Origin of the sequence: Streptomyces chryseus, from assembly GCF_014650755.1 — a bacterium.
GTDB lineage: Bacteria > Actinomycetota > Actinomycetes > Streptomycetales > Streptomycetaceae > Streptomyces > Streptomyces chryseus.
In genome coordinates, this window is sequence record NZ_BMVO01000008.1 from 12,414 (window position 1) to 33,431 (window position 21,018).

Annotated in this window: 18 protein-coding genes and 4 pseudogenes; 14 read left to right on the plus strand and 8 right to left on the minus strand. The window is 70.1% G+C overall.

Features of this window, described 5'->3' with window-relative positions:
• The first annotated feature begins 28 nt into the window (after positions 1 to 28).
• Positions 29 to 1,309, plus strand: coding sequence for an ABC transporter substrate-binding protein (locus IE185_RS14730; protein ID WP_229843509.1), 1,281 nt, complete (start codon positions 29 to 31; stop codon positions 1,307 to 1,309).
• 239 nt (positions 1,310 to 1,548) lie between these two features.
• On the opposite strand, the gene IE185_RS14735 is transcribed toward IE185_RS14730, so the two are convergent.
• On the minus strand, positions 1,549 to 2,532 hold the full coding sequence (locus IE185_RS14735; RefSeq protein WP_373303725.1) for an ArsR/SmtB family transcription factor: 984 nt from the start codon (positions 2,530 to 2,532) through the stop codon (positions 1,549 to 1,551).
• Between the two features lie 78 nt (positions 2,533 to 2,610).
• Here IE185_RS14735 and IE185_RS14740 point away from each other — a divergent pair, with 78 nt between their 5' ends.
• Both IE185_RS14740 and IE185_RS14745 read left to right on the plus strand, forming a co-directional pair.
• A complete protein-coding gene (locus tag IE185_RS14740) occupies positions 2,611 to 3,762 on the plus strand; it encodes an alpha/beta fold hydrolase (RefSeq protein WP_189715314.1) in 1,152 nt (383 codons plus the stop codon).
• 205 nt (positions 3,763 to 3,967) lie between these two features.
• A complete protein-coding gene (locus tag IE185_RS14745) occupies positions 3,968 to 4,507 on the plus strand; it encodes a hypothetical protein (RefSeq protein WP_138894870.1) in 540 nt (179 codons plus the stop codon).
• 201 nt (positions 4,508 to 4,708) lie between these two features.
• On the opposite strand, the gene IE185_RS14750 is transcribed toward IE185_RS14745, so the two are convergent.
• Entirely contained in the window at positions 4,709 to 5,860 is a 1,152-nt protein-coding gene (locus IE185_RS14750) for a hypothetical protein (protein WP_138894869.1), read from the minus strand.
• Positions 5,861 to 6,122: 262 nt separating this feature from the next.
• Here IE185_RS14750 and IE185_RS14755 point away from each other — a divergent pair, with 262 nt between their 5' ends.
• The 5 genes from IE185_RS14755 to IE185_RS14770 all read left to right on the plus strand — a co-directional run bounded on the left by IE185_RS14755 (position 6,123) and on the right by IE185_RS14770 (position 8,722).
• Entirely contained in the window at positions 6,123 to 6,419 is a 297-nt protein-coding gene (locus IE185_RS14755; protein WP_229843510.1) for a beta-lactamase family protein, read from the plus strand.
• 8 nt (positions 6,420 to 6,427) lie between these two features.
• Positions 6,428 to 6,556, plus strand: a complete 129-nt coding sequence (locus IE185_RS33690) for a hypothetical protein (protein ID WP_268245847.1) — start codon at positions 6,428 to 6,430, stop codon at positions 6,554 to 6,556.
• Positions 6,557 to 6,881: 325 nt separating this feature from the next.
• The gene (locus IE185_RS14760; protein ID WP_138894868.1) at positions 6,882 to 7,577 is read left to right on the plus strand and encodes a DUF998 domain-containing protein; all 696 of its coding nucleotides are present in this window, start codon (positions 6,882 to 6,884) and stop codon (positions 7,575 to 7,577) included.
• Between the two features lie 50 nt (positions 7,578 to 7,627).
• Positions 7,628 to 7,837 carry a DUF4287 domain-containing protein gene (locus IE185_RS14765; RefSeq protein WP_069930188.1) on the plus strand — a complete coding sequence of 70 codons (210 nt, stop codon included), beginning with the start codon at positions 7,628 to 7,630 and terminating at the stop codon, positions 7,835 to 7,837.
• A gap of 288 nt (positions 7,838 to 8,125) precedes the next feature.
• On the plus strand, positions 8,126 to 8,722 hold the full coding sequence (locus tag IE185_RS14770) for a dihydrofolate reductase family protein (protein ID WP_138894867.1): 597 nt from the start codon (positions 8,126 to 8,128) through the stop codon (positions 8,720 to 8,722).
• Between the two features lie 341 nt (positions 8,723 to 9,063).
• Here the strand turns inward: IE185_RS14770 and IE185_RS14775 are convergent, their stop codons facing one another.
• Positions 9,064 to 9,549 (minus strand): MarR family winged helix-turn-helix transcriptional regulator, encoded by a 486-nt coding sequence (locus IE185_RS14775; RefSeq protein WP_138894866.1) that lies wholly within the window; start codon positions 9,547 to 9,549, stop codon positions 9,064 to 9,066.
• A 111-nt stretch (positions 9,550 to 9,660) separates the two neighbouring features.
• Between IE185_RS14775 and IE185_RS14780 the strand changes: the two genes are divergently transcribed.
• Both IE185_RS14780 and IE185_RS14785 read left to right on the plus strand, forming a co-directional pair.
• The gene (locus IE185_RS14780; protein ID WP_138894865.1) at positions 9,661 to 10,413 is read left to right on the plus strand and encodes a dienelactone hydrolase family protein; all 753 of its coding nucleotides are present in this window, start codon (positions 9,661 to 9,663) and stop codon (positions 10,411 to 10,413) included.
• Positions 10,414 to 10,660: 247 nt separating this feature from the next.
• Positions 10,661 to 11,355: pseudogene (locus IE185_RS14785) on the plus strand (aminotransferase class I/II-fold pyridoxal phosphate-dependent enzyme); the annotation flags it as partial.
• Positions 11,356 to 11,509: 154 nt separating this feature from the next.
• Here the strand turns inward: IE185_RS14785 and sigJ are convergent.
• Positions 11,510 to 12,463, minus strand: coding sequence for an RNA polymerase sigma factor SigJ (gene sigJ / locus IE185_RS14790; RefSeq protein ID WP_138894864.1), 954 nt, complete (start codon positions 12,461 to 12,463; stop codon positions 11,510 to 11,512).
• A 171-nt stretch (positions 12,464 to 12,634) separates the two neighbouring features.
• Between sigJ and IE185_RS14795 the strand changes: the two genes are divergently transcribed.
• The 3 genes and pseudogenes from IE185_RS14795 (at position 12,635) to IE185_RS14805 (ending at position 14,428) form a co-directional block, all read left to right on the plus strand.
• The gene (locus tag IE185_RS14795) at positions 12,635 to 13,039 is read left to right on the plus strand and encodes a hypothetical protein (protein WP_138894863.1); all 405 of its coding nucleotides are present in this window, start codon (positions 12,635 to 12,637) and stop codon (positions 13,037 to 13,039) included.
• A gap of 64 nt (positions 13,040 to 13,103) precedes the next feature.
• Positions 13,104 to 13,553, plus strand: a complete 450-nt coding sequence (locus tag IE185_RS14800) for a DUF4267 domain-containing protein (protein WP_138894862.1) — start codon at positions 13,104 to 13,106, stop codon at positions 13,551 to 13,553.
• A 129-nt stretch (positions 13,554 to 13,682) separates the two neighbouring features.
• Positions 13,683 to 14,428: pseudogene (locus IE185_RS14805) on the plus strand (GNAT family N-acetyltransferase).
• A 525-nt stretch (positions 14,429 to 14,953) separates the two neighbouring features.
• Here the strand turns inward: IE185_RS14805 and IE185_RS14810 are convergent.
• The 4 genes and pseudogenes from IE185_RS14810 to IE185_RS14825 all read right to left on the minus strand — a co-directional run bounded on the left by IE185_RS14810 (position 14,954) and on the right by IE185_RS14825 (position 19,533).
• A pseudogene (locus IE185_RS14810) lies at positions 14,954 to 16,034 on the minus strand (sensor histidine kinase).
• Positions 16,027 to 16,385 (minus strand): annotated as a pseudogene (locus tag IE185_RS14815) (winged helix-turn-helix domain-containing protein); the annotation flags it as partial. The pseudogenes IE185_RS14815 and IE185_RS14810, both read right to left, overlap by 8 nt.
• 286 nt (positions 16,386 to 16,671) lie before the next feature.
• Positions 16,672 to 17,010 carry a MerR family transcriptional regulator gene (locus tag IE185_RS14820; protein WP_138894861.1) on the minus strand — a complete coding sequence of 113 codons (339 nt, stop codon included), beginning with the start codon at positions 17,008 to 17,010 and terminating at the stop codon, positions 16,672 to 16,674.
• A gap of 1,035 nt (positions 17,011 to 18,045) precedes the next feature.
• Positions 18,046 to 19,533, minus strand: a complete 1,488-nt coding sequence (locus IE185_RS14825; protein WP_138894860.1) for a SpoIIE family protein phosphatase — start codon at positions 19,531 to 19,533, stop codon at positions 18,046 to 18,048.
• A 967-nt stretch (positions 19,534 to 20,500) separates the two neighbouring features.
• Here IE185_RS14825 and IE185_RS14830 point away from each other — a divergent pair.
• The gene (locus IE185_RS14830) at positions 20,501 to 20,947 is read left to right on the plus strand and encodes an ATP-binding protein (protein ID WP_138894859.1); all 447 of its coding nucleotides are present in this window, start codon (positions 20,501 to 20,503) and stop codon (positions 20,945 to 20,947) included.
• Positions 20,948 to 21,018 lie beyond the last annotated feature (71 nt).

Consider the following 21,018-nt stretch of genomic DNA (forward strand, 5'->3'; position numbering starts at 1 on the left):
TCCAAATAAAGATCAAGAGGAAAGATCCTTGAGACCAAGAATCATCGGCGCGACCGCCTCGGTGGCCGCGCTCGGACTACTGGGGTCCCTCGTCACCGCCTGCGGCTCGTCCAGCAGCGGCAGCGGGACGACCTTGCGCCTGGTGGCCGCCGAGTACGGCAACAGTCCGGCGAGCAGCTCGAAGGCGTACTGGGACAAATTGGCCGACGCCTTCACCGCCGCCCACCCCGGCAAGGAGGTCGAGGTGACGCTCTACCCGTGGGCCGACGTCGACCGCGAGGTGACCCGCATGGTCGAGGAGGGCAATGCCCCGGACGTGGCCCTGATGGGTGCGTACTCCGACTTCGCCGCGCAGGGCCGCCTCTACGCCGCCAGTGAACTGCTGTCGGTCAGGGCGGAGGCGAACTTCCTGCCGCCGCTCGCGAAGGCGGGTTCGGTGGGCAACACCCTCTACGGCCTGCCCTTCGTGGCCAGCAGCCGGCTGCTCTTCTACAACAAGGAGCTGTTCGACAATGCCGCGGCGGAGCCGCCGAAGACCTGGTCCGGCCTGAAGAACGCGGCCGAGACGCTGAAGCAGGAGGGCGTGCTCTACCCGTACGCCCTGCCGCTCGGCCCCGAGGAGGCGCACGCCGAAGCGCTGATCTGGGAACTGAGCAACGGCGGGGGGTACGCCGACGGCAGCGGGGGCTACAGCATCGCGTCCGAGCAGAACACGCAGACGTTCCGCTGGCTCAAGGAGAATCTGGTCGCGCCCGGCCTGACCGGCCCGGTTCCGCCGGCCGAGCTCAACCGGCAGGACGCCTTCGCCGCCTTTTTGCGCGGCGAGGTCGGCATGCTCAACGGCTACCCCTCGCTTCTCCACGAGGCGAGGGCGAAGGGCATGAAAGTCGGCACCCTGAGCATGCCGGTGGCGAACACGCCGAGAGACGGGCAGACCTTTCCGTCGGCGGGCGTCGCCGACTGGATGATGGCCTTCAAACACGACGACAACCGTGAACTGGTGGGCTCTTTCCTGGAATTCGTCTACCAGGACAAGAACCTCAACGATTTCGCCGGGCGCTACCACCTGCTGCCCTCGACGGTGTCCGCCACCCAAACCTCCAAGGACGCGGCGGCCGACCCCAGCGGCGCCCAGTTCCTGAACGCACTGCGCGGTGCCGAGCTCTACCCGGTCAACGAACCGTCCTGGCTGCAGGTCAGCAACACCATCAAGCGGAACATCGGCAAGGCCGTCGCGCCGTCCGCCGACCCGAAGGCCGTGCTGGAGGACATCGCCCAGCAGGTCGGGGACATAACGGAGCAGCCGTAGCAGGTCACCGGGGCCTTGGGAACGAACTCCTCTCGGGCCGGAAGGGTGCGACCGGAGCCCGTCGCCCGCGAAGTGCCCACAAGGTGCGCGGGTCGACGGCCGTCCTCGTGCCGCACCAGAGGGTGAGGAGAAGTACAGCGTGCCATCGCCTCCCAGGAGCTGTTCTCCTGCCCTCCTGCCGCCTCGTCACATCCCGCGCCCGCGCCAGGCGTGTGACAAGCGCGTCACCCTGCCGGGGGTCATCTGTCGGCCGTGCCGCCGGTGAGCAGCAGATCCGCCAAGGGCGTACGCGCGTGGTGCACCGAACGGCCCGTGCGGGTGGTGGTGAGGAGACCAGCGGCACGTAGCGCCGAGGCGTGGGCGGACGCTGTGGCGTTGCTGACGCCGATACGGCGGGCCAGGCCCGTGGTCGTACGTGCGTCGTCCAAGGCCCGCAGGAGGGTGAGCCGGGTGCGCCCGAGGACTCCCGCGAGGGGCTCGTCCGGTGGGCCGGCCCTGTCCGGAGCGGGCGGCAGTCCCCGGCCTGCCGGGTAGGCCAGCGCCGTGGGTCGGTCCGGGTGGTCCTGGATGAGGGGCCCGCGACGCCAGTGGAAAGTCGGGCGCAGAATCAACCCGCGCCCGCCGAGCCGTACCTCTCGCACACCAGGGAAGTCGGGTAGGGGCCATTCCCAGACTCCGTCGCGCAGCCGTGACCCCGGTACCAGGTCGGTCAGGGTGGCTCCGATGCCCAGTTCGGCCACGGCAAGGGCATGGCGGGTGAACTCGGTCCGGTGCAGGTCCTGGAGCAGGGGCCAGACCGGCGCGAGTACCGTCTCGTACGCTGCCCGCTGCGCCCGGTCCAACGTCCGCCAGGCGTCGGCGTCGCCGCCGTGCAGGGCGCGGATCCACGGCGGGGCGGGCCGTCGCGCGTACACCTGCTCGATCCCGGCCCGCACGAGTTCCGGGTGGGCGGCCCTGATCAGCGCGACCCCCTCGTCCAGCGTGTCGCCGGCGACGTCGAGGAAGGCGGGGGCCGACCCGTCCGGGACCAGGTCCGCGAGCGGTTCGACCGCGCCCGGCAGGCTCCGCAGCAGTCTGCTCCGCCAGCGCCCGAACAGCAGCTCCTCGTGCGGGGCGCCGAGCATCATCAGGGCCGCGTGCAGCTCGGGTACGGGCGAGGGCCGCCGCGCGAACCGTACCCGGGCGAAATCGTCCGAGGTGAAATGGATCCGGATCACGCACATCTCCCTGTTCCGCGCAAGCGTTTCGGGCCCAGCCGCAAGCTTCGCCCCGGCGCCGCGCCCGCCCCCAGGATGCCGTCCATGACCATTTCCTTCTCACCCGGCCGCCGTTCCTTCGCCAAGGGCGCCCTCGCCGGAGCCGCCACCCTGTTCCTCGCTACGCCCACCCCCGGCTCCGCCTCGGCTTCCGGGCGTTCCGACGCGCCCCTTCTGCGGCTGCCCGCGCCCACCGGCCCGTACCCCGTCCGCGCCCGGGTCCGCCACCTCGTCGACCGCTCCCGCAACGACCCGTGGGAGCCCGGGATCGGCGTACGCGAGCTCATGGTCACCGTCCTGCGGCCGGCCGTGCCCGGCCGTGGCTTCCCGCGCTTTCCACACCTCACGCCCGGCGCCGCCGGAGAGTTCGCCGCACTCGCCCCCCTGATCCGTCCGCACCTGCCCGCCGCCGGGGTCGACTGGGCGGCCACCCTCACCCATGCCCGGGCCGGGGCCCCGGCGCTGCCCGGCCGGCGCCCCGTGCTGCTCTACAGCCCCGGCGGCGGCGACGCCCGCACGATGGGCAGCTCACTGGCGATCGACCTCGCCTCGTACGGCTGGACCGTCGTCACCGTCGACCACCCCGGGGATGCGAGCGAGGTGGAGTTCCCCGACGAGCGGCCGGGACGCCAACGGATTCGGACGACCGTGCTGCGCCCGGACCTCGACGCGGCGACCTTCCGCACCATGATCGACACTCGGGTCGCCGACCTCCGCTTCGTCCTCGACACCCTCGCCTTGGACCGGGTCGGCGTCTACGGGCACTCGGCGGGCGGCACCGCGGCCGCGCAGGCGCTTCACGAGGACCGGCGGATCACCGCCGCCGTCAACCTGGAGGGGTACCTCGACCAGATGGACGGCGAACTGTTGCCGGTGGCCCGGCACGGAACGGACCGGCCGCTGCTCCTGGCCGGCACCGACGGCTTCCGCGACGCCCGGCTGGACCGGTCCTGGGCAGCCCTCCTCGCCCACACCGGCCCCGTCACCCGGCGGCAGCTCGACGACACCGCGCACTGGGTCTTCACCGACTACGCGGCTCTCGTCCCCCAGCTCCACAAGGCCGGCCTGATGACCGCTGCCGGGCGCGCGGCCATGGCCGGCCGGGCAGACCCGCGCGTCACCGTGCCCGCCGTTCGCGACCTCGTACGGTCGTTCTTCGCCCGGCATCTGCCGTTGCGTGTGCCTCCCTCCCGTTGAGGCTTCGCCGTCTGCCGTGGTGACGCACGCCGGTGAGGTGGGAGCCGAGGTCAGTGTCAGAAGCAGCGGTTGACGTGCGTTGCTGGTCGTCGGCTTGTGCGAGGGCAGGTTGGCTGTAGGGCCGAGTGCCGGCTAATACCCCTGTGGCGACGGGGTAGTTGGGGCAGAGGAGCGGTAGTCCGTAGCTGTCGAGGAGGTACGTGCTGTGGGCGCCTTCAAGGATTGGCTTGACCGCAGTCTGGCTGGGCAGGCAACCCTGGTCTTCCTGTTGGGCACAGGAATCACCGCCCTGTTCCGCCGCGACGAGCATCCGGTCTACTGGGTTGCGCAGGGCGGCCTCTACGCCGCCGTCGTCGTTACGGTGCTGGCCGTGCAGCGTCGCAAGGTCGGCCGCGCAGTGGGCACCGACCCGCGCGCACTCGCCGAGCTCAACCGCAAGATCCGGCATCGTGAGGTGCCGAGCGAGCCCGAGGAGCAGGCGACCATGCGGCGGCTGGTGACCGAACAGCTGCGGCAAATGGAGCGTGGAGAGCGGTGGCTGCCGTACTGGCTGGGCTTCATGGGCTTGGTCGCGGTGGGGATGCTCGTTCTCGGGGCGGCCACCGGCTCGTTGGGGTTTCCGCTGGTCTTCACCGTAGGCGTGATCTGCTTCTGTTTCTGGGTTCTGTGGATGCGTCGCCGCTCCGCGGACCACTGTCGCTCCATGCACGCCGCTCTGCATGGCCAGGAGGAACGAGTGTCGTAGGTGCGCGACCGCGATGGCCGGCTCCCCTCCGGCCGCCCCGCTCTCGTCGGCGAGCCGCGCTCGCCCGACAACCGAGGCGGGGCTCATCACCGGATCGAGCCCCCTGCTTCGCATGTCCACACGCAGCATGCTGAACGCCGCACGCAAGATCGAAGCGCGGGGGCTCGCGGGCCTCTCCCGGTGCGATGACGCCGGCGTGCTCTACGTGCTCGGGTCCCGGAAGCGGCCGAATGCCTTCGTGAGGGCGGTCAGCGGTGAGCCGCCCGCCTTGACCGGTCCGGGCGTGGGCGGACGGGGCACACCGTCGCCGCCGGTCACCTCGGCCAGCGCGGCATGCGCCGCCTCGGCCGCCTCCCGGTAGAGGTCACAGGACTTCGTCATGGCATCGAGCTGCTCGGCGTACGTGGCGACCATGGTCCGGGCGTGGACCAGCTCCTCCTCCGGGGTCAGCAGGTGCCAGCCCTGGCGCAGTCGCGTCAGGGCTCGCTCGGCGTCGTAGGCCAGCGGCCGCGGCAGCGCGGCGAACGTCATGATGGCGTCGAGGAGTTCCGTCGGTTCGGAGCCGTCCAGAAAGACATTGCGCACGGTGGAGCGCTCCGCGTCATAATCCGGACCTTGCGGCTCCGTGGGCAGGACGACGGCGCCGCCGCGCGGCAGGCGCACGTGCGACTCCCGCTTCAACGCGAAGTCGGCGATCTGCGCCTGCTCCGGCGTGGCCCGGTGCTCGACCACCCGGTGCCGAAGGCTCGGCGGCAGGAACGTCGAGACCGGCTGCTGCCCTCTCGCGTCCGGCGTCATCGCCTCGTGCACCACGACGTGGATGAACCAGCTCGTGCGAGAGCAGTCCCGAAGCCGATGCCGCAGCTCGTCGTCGTCCTTCGGCAGGTGGTTCGCCGCCCGCAGGCGGACGCCCGGCACCGTGTCGTGGTCCCAGGCGACCCGGTCGCTGTCGGGCCAGAACATGGTGGCGGGCGAGGGCCACCGCGGGTCCCATGTCAGCTCTGCCTCGGCGGCGAGGATCCAGGTGGTGCCCTCGTCCTCCTTGCGGCGGGCCTCCGGGTCGTACAGGGTCAGCTGCGCACGCACCGTGATGCCATCGGCCACACGCCAACGGGCCTCGAAGAGGCGACGGGCGGACGGGCCGGGGTCGGCGGACTCGTCCCGCGGGTACAGGGCGGTCGAGCGGGCAGCCTCGACGGGGTCGAGGTCCAGGAAGTCGTCGAGCACACCGGCCGCCTTGAGGGCGGTCAGGTTGCGCCGGACGTCCTGCTCGGGCTCGGGCCCGAGGTGGCGCCCGCGTCCCAGCCACGCGGTGTCGGGGACGACGGTCGATGAGCTGCTGTTCTTGGCCATGGAACCGTTCTGTGGATGATCGGGGCCCGCCCAGTATGGAGCCAAGGCCGTGATGGGGAACTGAGGGTTCTCGTGCCCGGCGTCCACGGGATGCGAAACGTCCCTTTGTCGCGAAGTCTCGTCCGCGGCCGGCCTGTGTCGCCGGACCACGGCTGGGTGCCGGGTGGGACCGGGCGGCTCGGTGAGCGTCGCCCGGATGTCGCTGACTGTGTGCATCAGTCCTCACACGCTCGCGCGTACGCCCGTTCCCGTGTGGTAGCCCATGCCTCCTGACAGCGCGGAGGACTGTGACCTGCGCGTGGAGTCATGGATATCCACCGGCGGTGACATGATCTCGCCCCTCCAGGACCTGCACACGTTCATCTCCGCGCTCATGGGCGGCAAGCTGCGGGCGGCCCCGCTGCTGAGCGAGATGTGCACGCCGCACCCCAAGGCCGGTTACGGCCTGGGGGTGATGGTGCAGGACGCGGGCGAGCACGGCGGCCCCGTCATCACCCACAACGGCGGCATGGCGGGCCACGCGGCGCTGATGTACAGCACGACGGCAGCAAGACCCTGACCGCCGCTGTGAACTACGTCGACGACGCCGCACCGTCCATGGCAGAGGCGTTCCGGAAGGCGACCCAAAGGCTCGTCAAGCAGGTGTTCTGCAGCGGGCAGGCCGAGGCGGCCGAGCCGACGCACACGACGGGCTGAACACCTCAGCCTCGTGCGCCTTGAAGGTGCAGCCGGCTGTCGCTGCCGCGCCGGCTGCTGCCGCCGCGCTCGTAGCAGCAGGACGCACCAGTCGCCCCGCCTCGCATGACCATGCTCGGGAAGCCGAGCCCGGACGCCGATGCGGCACCGACTGCGCCCACCTCACCCCAACCTGCGCGGACCATGAAGCAGCATGCCCATGTGACCCACATCTCTTCGGCTGGGCCGATGAGCTCGGTCGTCCCTCACGGTCATACAAGCAACGAGATTCCAGTGCCGCGCTCCCGGCCCTCCGAGTGGGCGCGGCAGACGAGGAAGGCACGCCATGACCCACACGATCAGCGCCCCCACCTCTGCCGTACCCACCGCATCCGCGCCCGCGGCCCGGCCGGCGGGGCGGGTGCTGCTGGCCTGCGGCGCCGCGGCGGGCCCGCTGTTCCTGGGCGTGGGGCTCGTCCAGGGCCTCACGCGTGCGGGTTTCGACTTCACTCGCAACGCCATCAGCCAGCTCAGCCTCGGCGACCTGGGCTGGATCCAGGTGGCCGGCTTCCTCGTCGCCGGCGCCCTCATGATCGCCGGTGCGGTCGGACTGCGGCGCGCACTGGACAAGGGCCCCGGCCACCGCGCGGCGCCCTGGCTGGTCGGCGTGTTCGGCACTTCCTTCCTGGTCAGCGGAGTGTTCGCCGCCGACCCGGGGGCCGGCTTCCCGGCCGGCACCCCGGACTCCGCCACCCCCGCGCTGAGCGTTCACGGCGCGGTCCACATGACCGCCGGCATGGTCGGCTACCTCGCCCTGTGCGCCGCGTTCCTCGTCCTGGCCCGCCACTTCGCCGGTCGGCGGCAGCGGGGCTGGGCGATCGCCTGCCGCCTCGCCCCCGTGGGCGTCCTCGCCGGTTTCGCCGGGTCCGCGGCCTCCGTACTGTCCTTCACCGCGGGTGCGGCGTTCGGCCTTGCCGCACTCACCACGGTGGCGGTCCGGCTGACGCGCCGCCAGCCGGACCGCCGGGCATCCCACACGTAAGCACACACACCCAAGCTCACACCGAGCAACCAACGAAAGGCATGAACGACATGACGGACTCGCTGCAGGGCGCCGCGTACTTCCCCTCGATCGAGAAGAAGTACGGCCGCCCGATCGCGGAATGGAAGGGCCTCATCCGGTCCTCCCCCCTGACCAAGCACATGGAACTCGTCTCGTGGCTCAAGTCCGAGCACGGCCTGGGCCACGGCCACGCCAACGCCCTGGTCGCCCACACGCTCGCGGAGGACAAGGCGAAGTAGTCCACACCGGCCGGCGCTGAGCGTTCACGCTCTGATCATTGCAATGAACAACGGCCGCCCTTGCGTTCAGCGACAAGTCCATTGCAATGATTTCTCTCAACTGACCTGCTTCGATGCGGAAAAGCAGCAGCCAATCGGTTGCTGGACCTCCGAACGCACCATAGCTTTTCTTCTGTCGCGAACGACAGGGATTCCAGCGGTACCAAGTCCGACATGAGCCTCCAGGCCGTCAACACCGCCACGGTCCATCCCCTCTGAACCCCACGGATCAGGAAGCGAGACATCCGCATGCGCATTGCGATGGGTGAATTCATCAGCTTGGACGGTGTCGTTCAGGCCCCGGGGCACCCGGACGAGGACACCGACGGCGGCTTCGCCCACGGTGGTTGGAGCCACCCGTTCTTCGACCCGGAGGTGATGGGCGGCACCCTGACCGAGTGGCAGGGCAACACCGAGGCCCTGCTGTTCGGGCGCCGTACCTGGCAGACCATGGCCGCGGCGTGGCCGGCCCGGGCCGGCGACCCGTTCGCCGACCACATGAACAGCGTCACCAAGTACGTCGTGTCCAGCACCCTCGGCGAGGACGAGCTCACGTGGAACAACACCACGCGCATCCCCGGCGACCAGGCGCTGGACCAGATCAAGAAGCTGCGCGAGGCCGAAGGCCGCGACCTGGTGGTCATGGGGAGCGCGTCCCTCACTCAGACCCTGCTGGCCGAGGGGCTGGTCGACGAACTCCGGCTCATGATCCTGCCGGTGCTCGTCGGAGGCGGTAAGACGATCTACCCGACCGACGGCCACCTCCGCACGTTCGAACTGGTCTCCACGGTCGTCAGCGGCACGGGAGTGCACGTGTGCACCTACCGGCCGAAGGCCGGGGCGTAGGCAGCGGGCGTAGGCAGCGGGCGTACGAGCCGACGCCGGCGAGGTGTCGCCGAGTTCGACAGCTCCCCGTTGAGTCGGCTGCCCTGGCCGAAGGGCCTCGGCAGCGCGGCTGCGTCACAGCCTCAACCTGTCACCTCTCCCCCCGGCGGGACAGGGCCGGACTCGGGGACCCTGCCCCTCCCCTCTCGCGTACGGCATCACCTGCTGGTGAGCGCGCCCTCGCGTCCCTGGGAGGGGCTTCGTCGTGCTTCAGCCGCGTCCGGCTGGCGCCCTGCCCTCATTGACGTGGGTACGTTCCGGATCGCGCCCACCTCCTTTGATGTCGGATGCCTCCACGCGGCTCAGGAGGGCTGGGAGGTGTGGTGGTCCAGCAGGCGGGTGAGCAACTGCAGGAACTCTTCGCGTTCGGCCGGACTCAGCGGCGCGAGCAGTTCGTGGTGGAGGTCGTCCAGGACCTTGTCGAGGAGACGCAGGTGACGACGGCCTCGGCGGGAGATCGTGATGACGTTGCGGCGCCGGTCGTCGGGGTCCGGCGCCCGTTCGACGAGGTCACGCTCGGCCAGTTCGTTGAGCACGCTGACCATGTCGCTGCGGTAGATACCGGTGCGCCCGCTGAGCGCCGCCTGGCTCCCCGGCCCGAAGTCCTGCAGTGAGGCGAGCACGGCGTAGTGCCACTTGCGGGCGTCGGCCTGGGCCAGCCCCTCGGTGATCAACCGGTCCGACCGTGTGGTCAGCTGCGACAACAGTCGGCTCGCCTGCCGACGCAGCCTGTCGGGCGTCTTGAGTACGCCGTCGTCGGGAGTGTCCACGGCTTCGGATCTGGTCATGGCTCCCATCCTAGTCCGTTGCGTTAGTTCGACTAACGATGTACGTTCACTCGCGCCGGAACCGTTAGTGCCACAAACGTTTTGTCGAGTGAACCGCAAGGAAGGAAGCTCTTGCCCACCAGGACCAGGACACTTGAGATCCCCACCACTGACGGCCAGGCCGACGCTTTCGCCGCCTTCCCCGACCAAGACGAGCGGCACCCGGGGGTGCTGATGTACGCGGACGGCTTCGGCATCCGGCCCGTGCTGCGGGAGATGGCCCGCGAACTGGCTGGGCACGGGTACTACGTACTCGTCCCCAACCTCTTCTACCGGCACGGCCCGGCCCCGGTGATCGAGCTTCCCGAGCACATCGGAGAAGAGGCCCGGCCGGCGGTCATCGCCCGGCTGATGCCCTTGATCGAGGCACACACCACCGAACGTGTCCTGAGCGACGCCGACGCCTACCTCAAGTTCCTCACCGCCCTGCCCGAGGTCGGCGCCGGACCGGTCGCGGTGACCGGCTATTGCATCGGCGGCCTCCTGGCGATGCAGACCGCCGGGGCCCACCCCGGCCAAGTGGCCGCCGCCGCCGGCTTCCACGGCCCCGTGGGCGCCGACGGGCCCGACAGCCTGCGTGGTCTTCTCTCCAAGCTCACCGCCCGGGTCCACCTCGGGCACGCGGAATCCGACCTGACGCCCGAGGCACTCGGCGAGCTCAACCAGGCGCTGGACGCCTCAGGTGTCGACTACACCTCCGAGATCTACCCCGGCACCCTCCACGGCTTCACCATGTCCGACACCGACGCCTTCCACCCCGCCGCACTGCAGCGCCACTGGGACCGCCTGCTCCCCCTCCTCGGCCGCGCCCTGGCCAACAGCTGACGCCCCTCGCCGACATGCCGTTCAACGGAGCACTCGTCTCGAAGGCTTCCGGGGCTCACGGTCGGGCGTGGCGCGAGAAGACCGGTTCGTGCTGGTGCGCGGAGACGGACGCCGCCCTGCGGGATGACCCGGCCCCGCGCCTGATGCCCGGGCAATCTCGGGCCGGCCCACCAACGTCACAGGCTGCCGGTGCGCCCCGCTCCCCGGCCTCGGCGCGCTGCTGCCGGTCCCCTCATCACCGTTTCTGGCGCAGGAGGGGCCGGGCAGCCCGGTCCTGGTGGAGTCGCCCAGCTGCCCGGGCGCGCTGGCCGCAGCCGGCGCCGCCGGACTCCGCCCGGTGCCCGTACCGATCGACACCGACGGCGTACGGCCCGACCTGCTGGCCGACGCCTTCGCGATGACCGGGACACGGCTGCTGTACTGCCGGCCGACCTTCCACAATCCGACCGGCACGGTCCTGGCCCTTGAACGGCGGCGGCAGGTCCTGGTCGCCCGCGGCCCGGTGACGGAGCGTATGCGGGCGGTCCGCACGGTCGACGACTTCTTCATCAGCCGCCCGCTCCAGGAAGCGGCACTGGAACTGCTCACTTCCCCCACCTGGGACCGACACGTCCGTACCCTCGGCGCCGAACTGCGGGAGCGCCGCTCACGGCTGACTGCCGCGCTGGCCCACGAGATGCCGACAGCGACCTTACCCACGCTCCCGCCGGCGGGTTGCACCTCTGGCTCCGGCTGCCGCCCGGCGTGGACGACACGGCGCTCACCGCCGCCGCCCGGCAGCAGGGCGTGGCAGTGAGCGCAGGCAACCGCTACTTCGCCACCGAGCCGCCCGCAGCCCACCTCCGCCTCAGCTTCGCCGCCACCCCGGACCTCACGGAACTGGACGAGGGCGCACGCCGACTCGGGGCCGTACTGCGAGACCACGACTGGCAGCAGCGTTAGGGCCGTAGGGGGCAGTGCGTCGGTGAGGCGGGCGCAAGCACACTCCGGTGAATCCTCGATGCTGCGCCAAAGGGCGGGGATCAGGACAGGACCGGGGCTGGAAACAGAAGCCGGCCGGGCTGCGTGCCGCCCCCGGGCGCCGCCTGATGTCACGTCACCGCTGCCCGACCTCCGTCCACGGACGAAGCTTCTCCGGGTTGCGGATCGCCCAGATGCGAGTGACGCGGCCGCCGCTGTGGCTGAACGCTGCCACGCTCACCGTGACGCCGACGTGCTGGGCGACCAGGCCGGGCCCGCCGTTGACCGTCCGCTCCAGGAGCGTCAGCCCAGGGGCCTTGTCGGCGATGTGGATCAAGTACTGCGCGATGCGCTCGCCGCCCTCGACCGGGCGGAGGACGGTGCCGACCAGGCCCCCGCCGTCGGCGATCATCGTGGCGTCGGGGTCCAGGAGATCGACGAGGGCCTCGATGTCTTTGGCCTCCCACGCTTCTTTGAAGCGCCGCACCAGACCGGCCTGGCCGGCCGGTGCGACCGGCGGAGCCTGCGTGCCGCGAATACGCCGACGGGCCGAGGACGCCAACTGCCGGCAGGCCGCCGGCGTCCGGCCCACGATGTCGGCGATCTCGGCGAAGGGGTACCGGAAGACGTCGTGCAGGATGAACGCCACGCGTTCGGCCGGCGTCATCGCCTCCAGTACGACGAGGAAGGCCATGTTCACCGACTCGTCCAGGGTGACCTGGTCGGCGGGGTCGGCCCGCTCCGATCCGCTGCCGCCCGCCGGCCCGCCGGGCCATTCCGTACGGTCGGGCAGCGGCTCGGGTATCCATTCGCCGACGTACCGCTCGCGCCGGACCCGCGCAGAGCCGAGCACGTCCAGGCAGATGCGCCCGGCCACCGTCGTCAGCCAGGCGCCGGGCGACTCGATGGCCTCCTGCTGCGGCCGCGACAGCGCGTACCAGCGGGTGTAGGTCTCCTGCACGGCGTCCTCGGCCTCGGCCAGCGAACCGAGCAGCCGGTAGGCAAGATTGATCAGGTGTCGTCGCTCGCCGACGATCTCGCTCAGGGCCGGCTCGGGCCGGTCATGCCCAAGTTCGGATGGGGTGCTCATGCTCGCGACGGCTCCCTGGTTCTTCTCGTCCGCTTCCGCTCTCGCCACCTCGACGAGACACCGCACCGGCATGTGAGGTCGGCGCCTGGCCTCACATGTCGCGGGCCCACGTCGTCGGAGTACCAGGACACTACCGATCCACCGCCGCGAGGCAGAAGAGGAGGCCACATCATGGCCACACAGACGGCAGCGGTACAGGGCAAGCTCACGTTCATGCAGGCCGCGATCGCCCTGCAGACGGTGTCCCTCTTCTTCCAGGCGGTCACCGCCGGAATGCTGTTGTCCTCGTCCCACGGTGCGGTGCTGCACGACGTCGGATCGCGTGTGATGTACGGCGCGTCCATGGTGTACGTACTCGCCGCTGTACTGGCCTGGAAGCCGGGCGGCGGTGCGCCCCGCCCCATCCTGTACGCGTCGGGCTTCCTCGTACTCGCTTCGGTGCAGGTGGTGCTGGGCATCGCGCACATGCCGTCGCTCCATGTCCCCCTGGGCGCCCTCATGCTCGGCTTGAGCGTGCTGGCGCTGGCCCACGTGTGGTCGCGGCGCGTGCCGCGGCGCTCCGGCACCCGGTCATGACCGCACGCGCGAACTGCTGACGTGACCGACGCCGCCACCGCGGCACCCTTTCGAAGGAGAACTTGTGACCAAGCAGCGCATCACGACCGGTCTGGCGCTCGTCACCGGCCTGGCCCCCTTGTTCTTCGGATTGAACTTCCTCCTCAACCCGGGCGCAGCGCCGGACGGCTTCGGCATCGAACCGTGGCCTACGGGGAACGCCTCGGGCTACTTCATGGTCAAAGGCGTTCGCGACGTCGCCACCGCGACGATCGTCTTCATCCTGCTCGCCCGGGGACAGAGACGGGCACTCGGCTGGGTCGTACTCACCACCACCGTCATCCCCCTCGGTGACGCACTCGCCGTGGTCACCCACGGAGGCACCCTCGCCACGGCCATGAGCGTGCACGTCTCGGCCGCGGCGCTCGTCGCCCTGACGGCCGTACTGCTGCTCACCGAGAGCCGCAGCCACCACGCCTGCGAGCCCTCCCGACCGACGACACCCTCACGGCCCCTCGCGTCACCGCCGCGCTAGGCCGACAGAGTTGACGGCAGATCACCTCAACGCGACGGTTCGCCGGATCTGTGGCAACTGGTGCCAACTCACGCCAGCCGACGGGAAACCGGGTGCGGACCGTGGGCGCAGTGGCGTCTGATCGCGGGTATGGCGATCGTGTGCGGAAGACCCGGAGCCGAGGGGCTGCGCGAGGCCGTGGGCGTCCTACGGGAGTGGCAGTGCGACGGGGCACCGATGCGACTGCATCCCGGGGACCTGGGCTGGTTCTGGCGGTTCGGGGCAGAGGCGACGGCCGCGGCGGTCAGGACGTGGCCGAGCCGGGGCGCGGCGTACTGATGAAAGGGAAGGCGTTCGTCGAGGCGCCCAGCGGCCCGCTGGTCCAGGATCTGCTGTGCGAGAACGGCTGGATCTCCGACGAGCCGTGGACCCCGCTGCGCCGTGACCTCACGGATCCGGTGGAGGACCCGGGCGTGCGGATCGAGGTGATCGGGCCGCAGAAGGCGTACGTGCGGGCCGCGGTACAGCGGGCGTCATTCCAGTCATCGACGTTCACGGACGAGCACTGGCACGCGATGGCAGCCGGATTGCCCTACACCGGCGCCCGGTGTCTGGTCGCCTACGACGACCAGGGCAACGCGGTGGCGGCGGTATCCGTGTGGTCGGCCGGTCCGGGGAAGCCCGGGTTGCTCGAGCCGATGGGCGTGCACCGGGAGCATCGCGGTCACGGCTACGGCACAGCGGTCACCGTCGCCGCGGCGGCCGCACTCCAGGAGCTGGGCTCGTCGAGCGCCATCGTCTGCACCCCGAGCTCCCATGTCGGCGCCGTCGCCACCTACAAGTCAGCCGGCTTCCGACAACTCCCAGCAAATCGCGACCAGTACCGCGACGCTTGAGCCCTGAGGAACCGACGGTCCCTGCCGCCGGTGAGGCTTTCCCGCGACGCGGTGGCCGTTGCGCCTGCGGCACCTCGGCCGCAGGCGTGACCCTGGCCAGGGCGCTGACAGGCGCCGCCGCAGTACTCCGCGTTCACGGCGTCGTAGGTGACGGCTGTCGCGTTGCCGGATGCCCAACTGCCACGAGCTCGAGGCGGCCCGTGCAGTTGCTGAACTCCCCTACCCGGAGCGTGTCGGTCATGGTGTTGCAGTACGACCCGCCTTCGCGTGTGTCCAGGCACTCCCGGTCGGCGGGCAGGTTGTACGCCGTCGGCCGCCCCTCGAAGTGCGCACGCGCCGGTGATCTTCGGACGACGAGCGTCAGTGACCGACGCCCACGCGATCGGCCCCCGGTCCTCGGCGGGCCCGGTCTGCTCCGCCTGCTTCGGCTGCACGAGACGTGGCGCACTGCGGACGGTGACTGCGGCGTTCCGGACGCGGTCTGCGACGAGGCCGCGAAGGGCCGGCTCGCCGTTCCGAACATGCCTATGGCGTGCCGGGAAGCCGGACCGTGGCGAGGAGACCGCCGGCGGGGCGGGGGACGAGGTCGAGGGTCCCGTCGTGGGCGCGGACGATGCTGTGCACGATGGCCAGGCCGAGGCCGACGCCGGCGTGCTCGTCGGTGCGTACGCGTTCCGTTCCGCGCTGGAAGGGTTCGGTGAGGGTCGGTACCAGTGCCGGTGGGAGCCGACGGCCTGTGTTCTCGACCCGCAGCACGCTCGTGTCGCCGTGCGCCTCGGTGTGGACCGTCATGGTGCCGCCGCTGGACAGGTTGTGGACGATGGCGTTCTGGACGAGGTTCGTCACCATCCGCAGCAGGAGCTCGGCGGAGCCGCTGGTCCGGGCCGCCCCGCCGGTGACGTCGAGCGTGATCCGGCGCTGTTCGGCGAGGGGAAGCAGCGTTTCGGTGGCTTCTTCGGCGATGAGGGAGAGGCCGACGCTCTCGCGGGCGAAGTGTCCGCGGTCGCCGCGGCTGAGGAGCAGGAGGGCCTCGGTGAGGTCGATCGCGCGCGTGTTGACAGCGTGCAGGCGTTCGACGAGTTCGCTTCGGTCCCGCGCAAGGGCCTTGCGGGCGACGTCGAGCAGCGTCTGCGAGATGGCCAGCGGCGTACGCAGTTCGTGGGAGGCGTTCGCGGCGAACCTCTGCTGCTCGGCGACGTGGGACTCGAGTTGGTTCCAGCATGGCGTCGAACGCGTCGGAGAGGTCACGGAACTCGTCCTGGCGGCCCTTCATGCGGATCCGGTGGGGCAGCGATCCGTTCCCGGCCATCCGTGCCGCATCCGTGATCTGTGTGAGTGGTGCGAGCATCCGGCCGGCGAGGATCCATCCCCCGACGAGGCCGAACACGAGCAGGGAGACCTTCGCCTCGGCCGCGGCGAAGGCGAACGTGCGCACAAGGAGGTAGCGGTTGGGCGAGATCTCGAGAAGGCCCTTGGGGGCGTCCGGTACGTAGCGCAGCAGAAACACCCACACCACGGCCAGCAGGAGAGCGCCGACAACGGCGAGGAACCCGGCGTAGCTGAGGGTGAGTTTCAGGCAGGCGCTGAGCCCTGGGCGTCTACGCACGCGTAATGCCGGGGTCGGTGGTGGTCCTTCCGGGGTCGGTGGTGTCCGTACGGATGTCGATCCGGTAGCCGACGCCGGGCACCGTGGCGATGATCCATGGCTCACCGAGCCGTTTGCGCAGCGCGGAGACGGTGATGTGCACGGCGTTGGTGAGGGGTCGGCATTCTCGTCCCAGGCCCGTTCCAGCAGCTCTTCGGCGCTGACCACCCCGCCCTCGGCGACGACGAGGACTTCGAGCAGGGCGAACTGTATACGGGTGAGCGCGACGTAGCGTCCGTCGCGGAAGACCTCCCGACGGAAGGGGTCGAGCCGCAGGCCCGCGATCTCGCGGACCGGGGGCCGGGCGTACGCAGCAGTGCTTGCTCGACCAGTTCAACAGCACGCTCCCTCACGATCACGCAGCCCCATCATGCTGGCCGCTCCGCAGTCAGCCAGCCGGTATTCATCCGGAGCCGACCCATCCACCCGGCGGGAAAGGCGACACGACAACGAGCCGCCGGGCACCTTGGGCAAGCCCGTACTCAGTTGGGGCGGCCAGCATTCGGCGGTGCCGCGTCACTGGTAAACGCGACTTCGCAGCCGAGGACGGCCGTCGCACATGTGGCCGCCCTGCTGGTGGGTGCTGTTCTCAGCCGTCTCAGGCCACGGCCGTCGGGTTCGCCGATTCGGCGGCGCGGCGGTACTCGGCGTTGATGCGCTGGGCTTCCTCGAGCTGGTCCTCCAGGATCACGATGCGGCAGGCCGCATCGACGGGTGTGCCCTGGTCCACGAGTTCACGGGCTCGGGCGGCGATGCGCAGCTGGTAGCGGGAGTAGCGGCGGTGGCCGCCTTCCGAGCGCAGCGGGGTGATCAGGCGGGCTTCTCCGATGGCACGCAGGAAGGCCGGGGTGGTGCCGATCATCTCGGCGGCCCGGCCCATGGTGTAGGCGGGGTAGTCGTCGTCATCGAGCCGGCCGTACGAGTCGCCTGCTGTCATGACACCTCTCTGTGGAATGGGTGACCGCGTGGAAGCGCGCGGAGGGGCCCTGGCGCCGTATCGGCACCAGGGCCCCGAGGGAACTGCAACACCATCTGCCGGCTTCAGTGCTGCGCCGGCCTCCTGTTTCCGCAGACCCGACCGATACGCCGTCGGGGATGCGGGGATCGCGGATGCGTGACCGGAGACCACCTCACTGTCGATGTTCTGCGGTACCCGGGCTCAGGACTTCCGCCCAGGCGATCCTGATGGGGTCAAGCTCCTCCGTTCTTCCCTCTGGATCAATCACTTGCCAAGCGGGAACTGCGAACTACTGGTCCTGCTGGTGACGCGGCACTACTGGTGGCCTGCGAAAGCGCCACCCCTTCGGCGGCCAGCCCCGTCGCCCGTCCTGCGTCTGCTCTGGCTTGGAACCCCACCGCCGAACCTCCCGGCACGCGCGCCCGCAGCCGACGCCTTTACCGAGGAACCTCTGACAACAACGCTGCTGGTACTACGAACTGCACCTACTGGTCATGCGGGTCCTGCTCACGGCGGCCCCTGATCACTGCGGGCCACCCGGTCCGGCCGTCAGTCCCGTCGCCATCCTGCACAAGCCAGGCTTCGAAACTCCACCGCCGCACCGCCCTGCAACTGCGGTACTGCTGCCCGGCAGTTCATCTCTGCCGAGCCCTTCTGACTGAGGTACGTGAGAAACCATAACCACACCACCACCCAATGTCTACTCCAACGAGCACAGATTTCTGTTCGCGTGAGGCAGAGGTACGTTGCGCCGGCAGTCAGCAGTCCCCCATGTCGGCAGCCCTGGGAAGCCCGCGCGGGTCCGGCCCCGCCGCGACCAGCACTTTCTCCGGGACTGCCGCCACACCGACCCCTGGAACCCGACCGGGCGAGAGCCCTAACCACCCAAGCCCCACAAGGTTGTGCCGCCACCGAACGGGTGACAGCGCCCGCGGGCTGGGACCCCGCGGTGGCGGGGCCGGCCGCCGGCCTCGTCGGATGCGGTTGTCGCTTGCCGCTTGGGCCAGCCCCCTGTCACCTGGTCTGGGCGATGAGGAGGGCGACGTCGTCATGATTCTCGGGGTGCCGCAGTGCGTGGAGCAGCCAGTCGCAGGTGTCCTCGAGCGGGCGCTCGGGGTCGTCGAGGAGAGTGAGGAGGACGTCCAGGCGGGTGTCGATGGCTGTGTCGCGGGTTTCGACCAGGCCGTCGGTGTAAAGGACGAGCTGGTCGCCGGGGCGCAGGCTCAGGGTGGTGGTGTGGAAGGCTACGTCGCCGACACCCAGCGGTGCGCCAGTGGGCAGTTCCAGCAGTTCGGCCTCGCCGTCGAGATGCAGGAGGGCCGGCGGCAGATGCCCTGCGAGAGACAGGTCGCAGCGCGCCTGGTGGGGGTCGTAGACGGCGTAGACACAGGTGGCGATGGCGTCGCCCAGGCCGGCGGTGACGTGGTTGAGATGGTGCATGACCTTCGCGGGTGGAAGGTCGAGGTCGGCCAGGGTGCGGGTGGCGGTACGGAGCTGGCCCATGGTGGCTGCGGCTGTGACCCCGCTGCCCATGACGTCCCCGACGACCAGAGCGGTTTTGTCTCCGCTCAGAGGGATGACGTCGAACCAGTCGCCGCCGATCTCGACGGTGGCTTGAGCAGGGCGGTAGCGGGTGGCGATTTCCAGGCCTGGGCGCCGCGGTGGCGGGTGCGGCAGGAGGCTGCGCTGGAGGGTCAGCGCGGTATGGCGTTGCTCTTCGACGGTGCGGTGTCGCTCGGTGACGTCCACGCTGGAGGTGGCGACTCCCAGCACCTTCCCGTTGGGGGCTTCGAGCCGGTAGAACGAGATCGACCAGGCGTGGTCGTGGTCCATGTCGGCCGCTGTGCGGCCGGCGGTGTACTGGTCCAGGACCGGGACGCCGGTGGCCAGGACCTCGCGCATCGCCGCTTCGAAGGACTCGTCCAGGAAGGGCAGCACCTCACGGACGTGGCGGCCGATGTGCTCGGCGGCAGGCACGCCGTTCATCCGCTCCTCCGCCGGGTTGACCGAGACGTACCGAAGGTCGGTGTCCAGCACACCTAGGCCGATGGGTGATTGGGACACCAGCCGGGCGGACAGGGCCAGGTCCCGTTCGACCTCACGGAGCGTCGCCTGGTCGGCGGCCAGACCCAAGGCCCAGTACTCTCGCTGGTCGTCCTGCAGCCGCATGTTGCGGAACTCGACCAGCCGCGTGCTGCCGTCCTTGCGCCGGATGGGGAAGACCCCGGCCCAGTTGCCGCCGCCTTCCATGACCTCGGCGAACATGTCCAGCACGAGCTCCCGGTGCTCCTCACTGACGAGCAACCGGCCGGCGAACTCGCCGAGGGCCTCCTCGGCGCTGTAACCGAACAGGTCCTCGGCCTGCGGGCTCCAGAGGTCGATCTTGCCCTCGGCATTGAGGAGAACAGCCGCCACTCCCAGCACATCGAGCAGGCCACCCGGCCCGGACGCGGCAACCCCTGCCGCGTTGGGATCGCTCCGCGAGGGCTCGCCTCCGTCCATCTCCCAGGCTCCTTTCCTGCCTCCGCCCGGCGTGACGCCTGGTACCGACCAGGACATGCATGGCGTTCGTGGCCCTGTCTCACCAATCGTCTCCCTATGCGGCCCTCTCGCGCACGCCACGCTGCGGGGCGGTGCCTGGAGCGAAGGGAGCGTCCGGCCGGACCGGGGGCAGCAGCCGGGTCCATCCCGGTCATCGGGCGGCGCTTTCGGTGCGGCGTCCCGCCGCAGGTCAGGCGCCGTATCGGTGGGAGGTCCATTGAGCTGGTGCGGCGTCACCTCGAACAGGGGGTGGCCGTTTTCAGCAGGGTCCGTCAGCACACGCGGCTGTGCTCCAGTTGGTGCAGGGTGCGTGCTGCTCAGGCACCCGCACCCTCCGCCCGAACACGCGAGGGGCCCTGGTGCTGGACAGCACCAGGGCCCGGGGTCAACACCATCTACCGGCTACTACTGTGCCGGGCTCTTGTTTCCGCGTCTCCGCCCCGGGGGACGGGCGAAGTCGCGGGGATCGCTGCTGCGTGACCGGGGACCACCTTCCTTTCGGGGGCCTTCGGTACCCGAGCGGACTGTTCCTCGCCCGGGCGATCCTGATGGTGTCCGCCTCCTTCTCTTCGCGATCAATGCGATCAACGCGTCGTACTGCTGGAACCGCGGTACTGCTCGGGGCCCCTATGGGCCGCCGGCCCGGCGACCAACCCGAGGACCCTGGAGCATCCGGCCCTCAGATTCCGCCGCCGTGCCACAACTTGCTTCCACCTGCTTGCGCGGCAGTTCGCCTCTGCCGCCCTGACTTACTGTCGCGGTACGAGCAAAACTGTACCCCATCGATCAGCAATGTCTACTGCCGCCATGGCAGATTTCCTCCCGCTGGATCAGCGGGGACCCTCCAGTACCCGTGTGGAAGCCGACTGAGCGGGCACGCTACGCACTCAGCACATCGGCACAACCGATCAAGGTGGGGTGTACGTGTATGAACGACACAAAGATCACCGACACGGTTGCCTCGCATCTCACGATGGGCGACAGCACGGCCGACGTCCATCGCGCCCGCGACATCACCCGCGCATTCGCCGACAGCCTCGATCCGGCACCGAGCGCGGACGTGGCGGACACCCTTGTCCTGGTGGTGTCGGAACTGGTCACCAACGCGCTGCGCCACGGCGGCGGCCACTACACGCTCGAACTGTCCGCCGGCCCCGACACGGTGAGCGCCGCGGTCAGCGATCCCAGTCCCACACCCCCACGCGAGGTCGCCCCCGACCTCAACGACGGCAGCGGAGGCTTCGGCTGGCACATGGTTCGCCGTCTGACCGACAGCGTGACCATCGCAGCCGGCCCTGGCTCCGGCAAGACGATCAACGCCGTGATGGCCCGGACTCATGGGAATGCGAAGGAGCAGCAGGCGGATGGCGCATAGCGGCAACGGGTGTTCGTCCGGTATGACGACCGAGTGCGTGCGCCGCAGACACATGGGCACGGGTGCGTGCG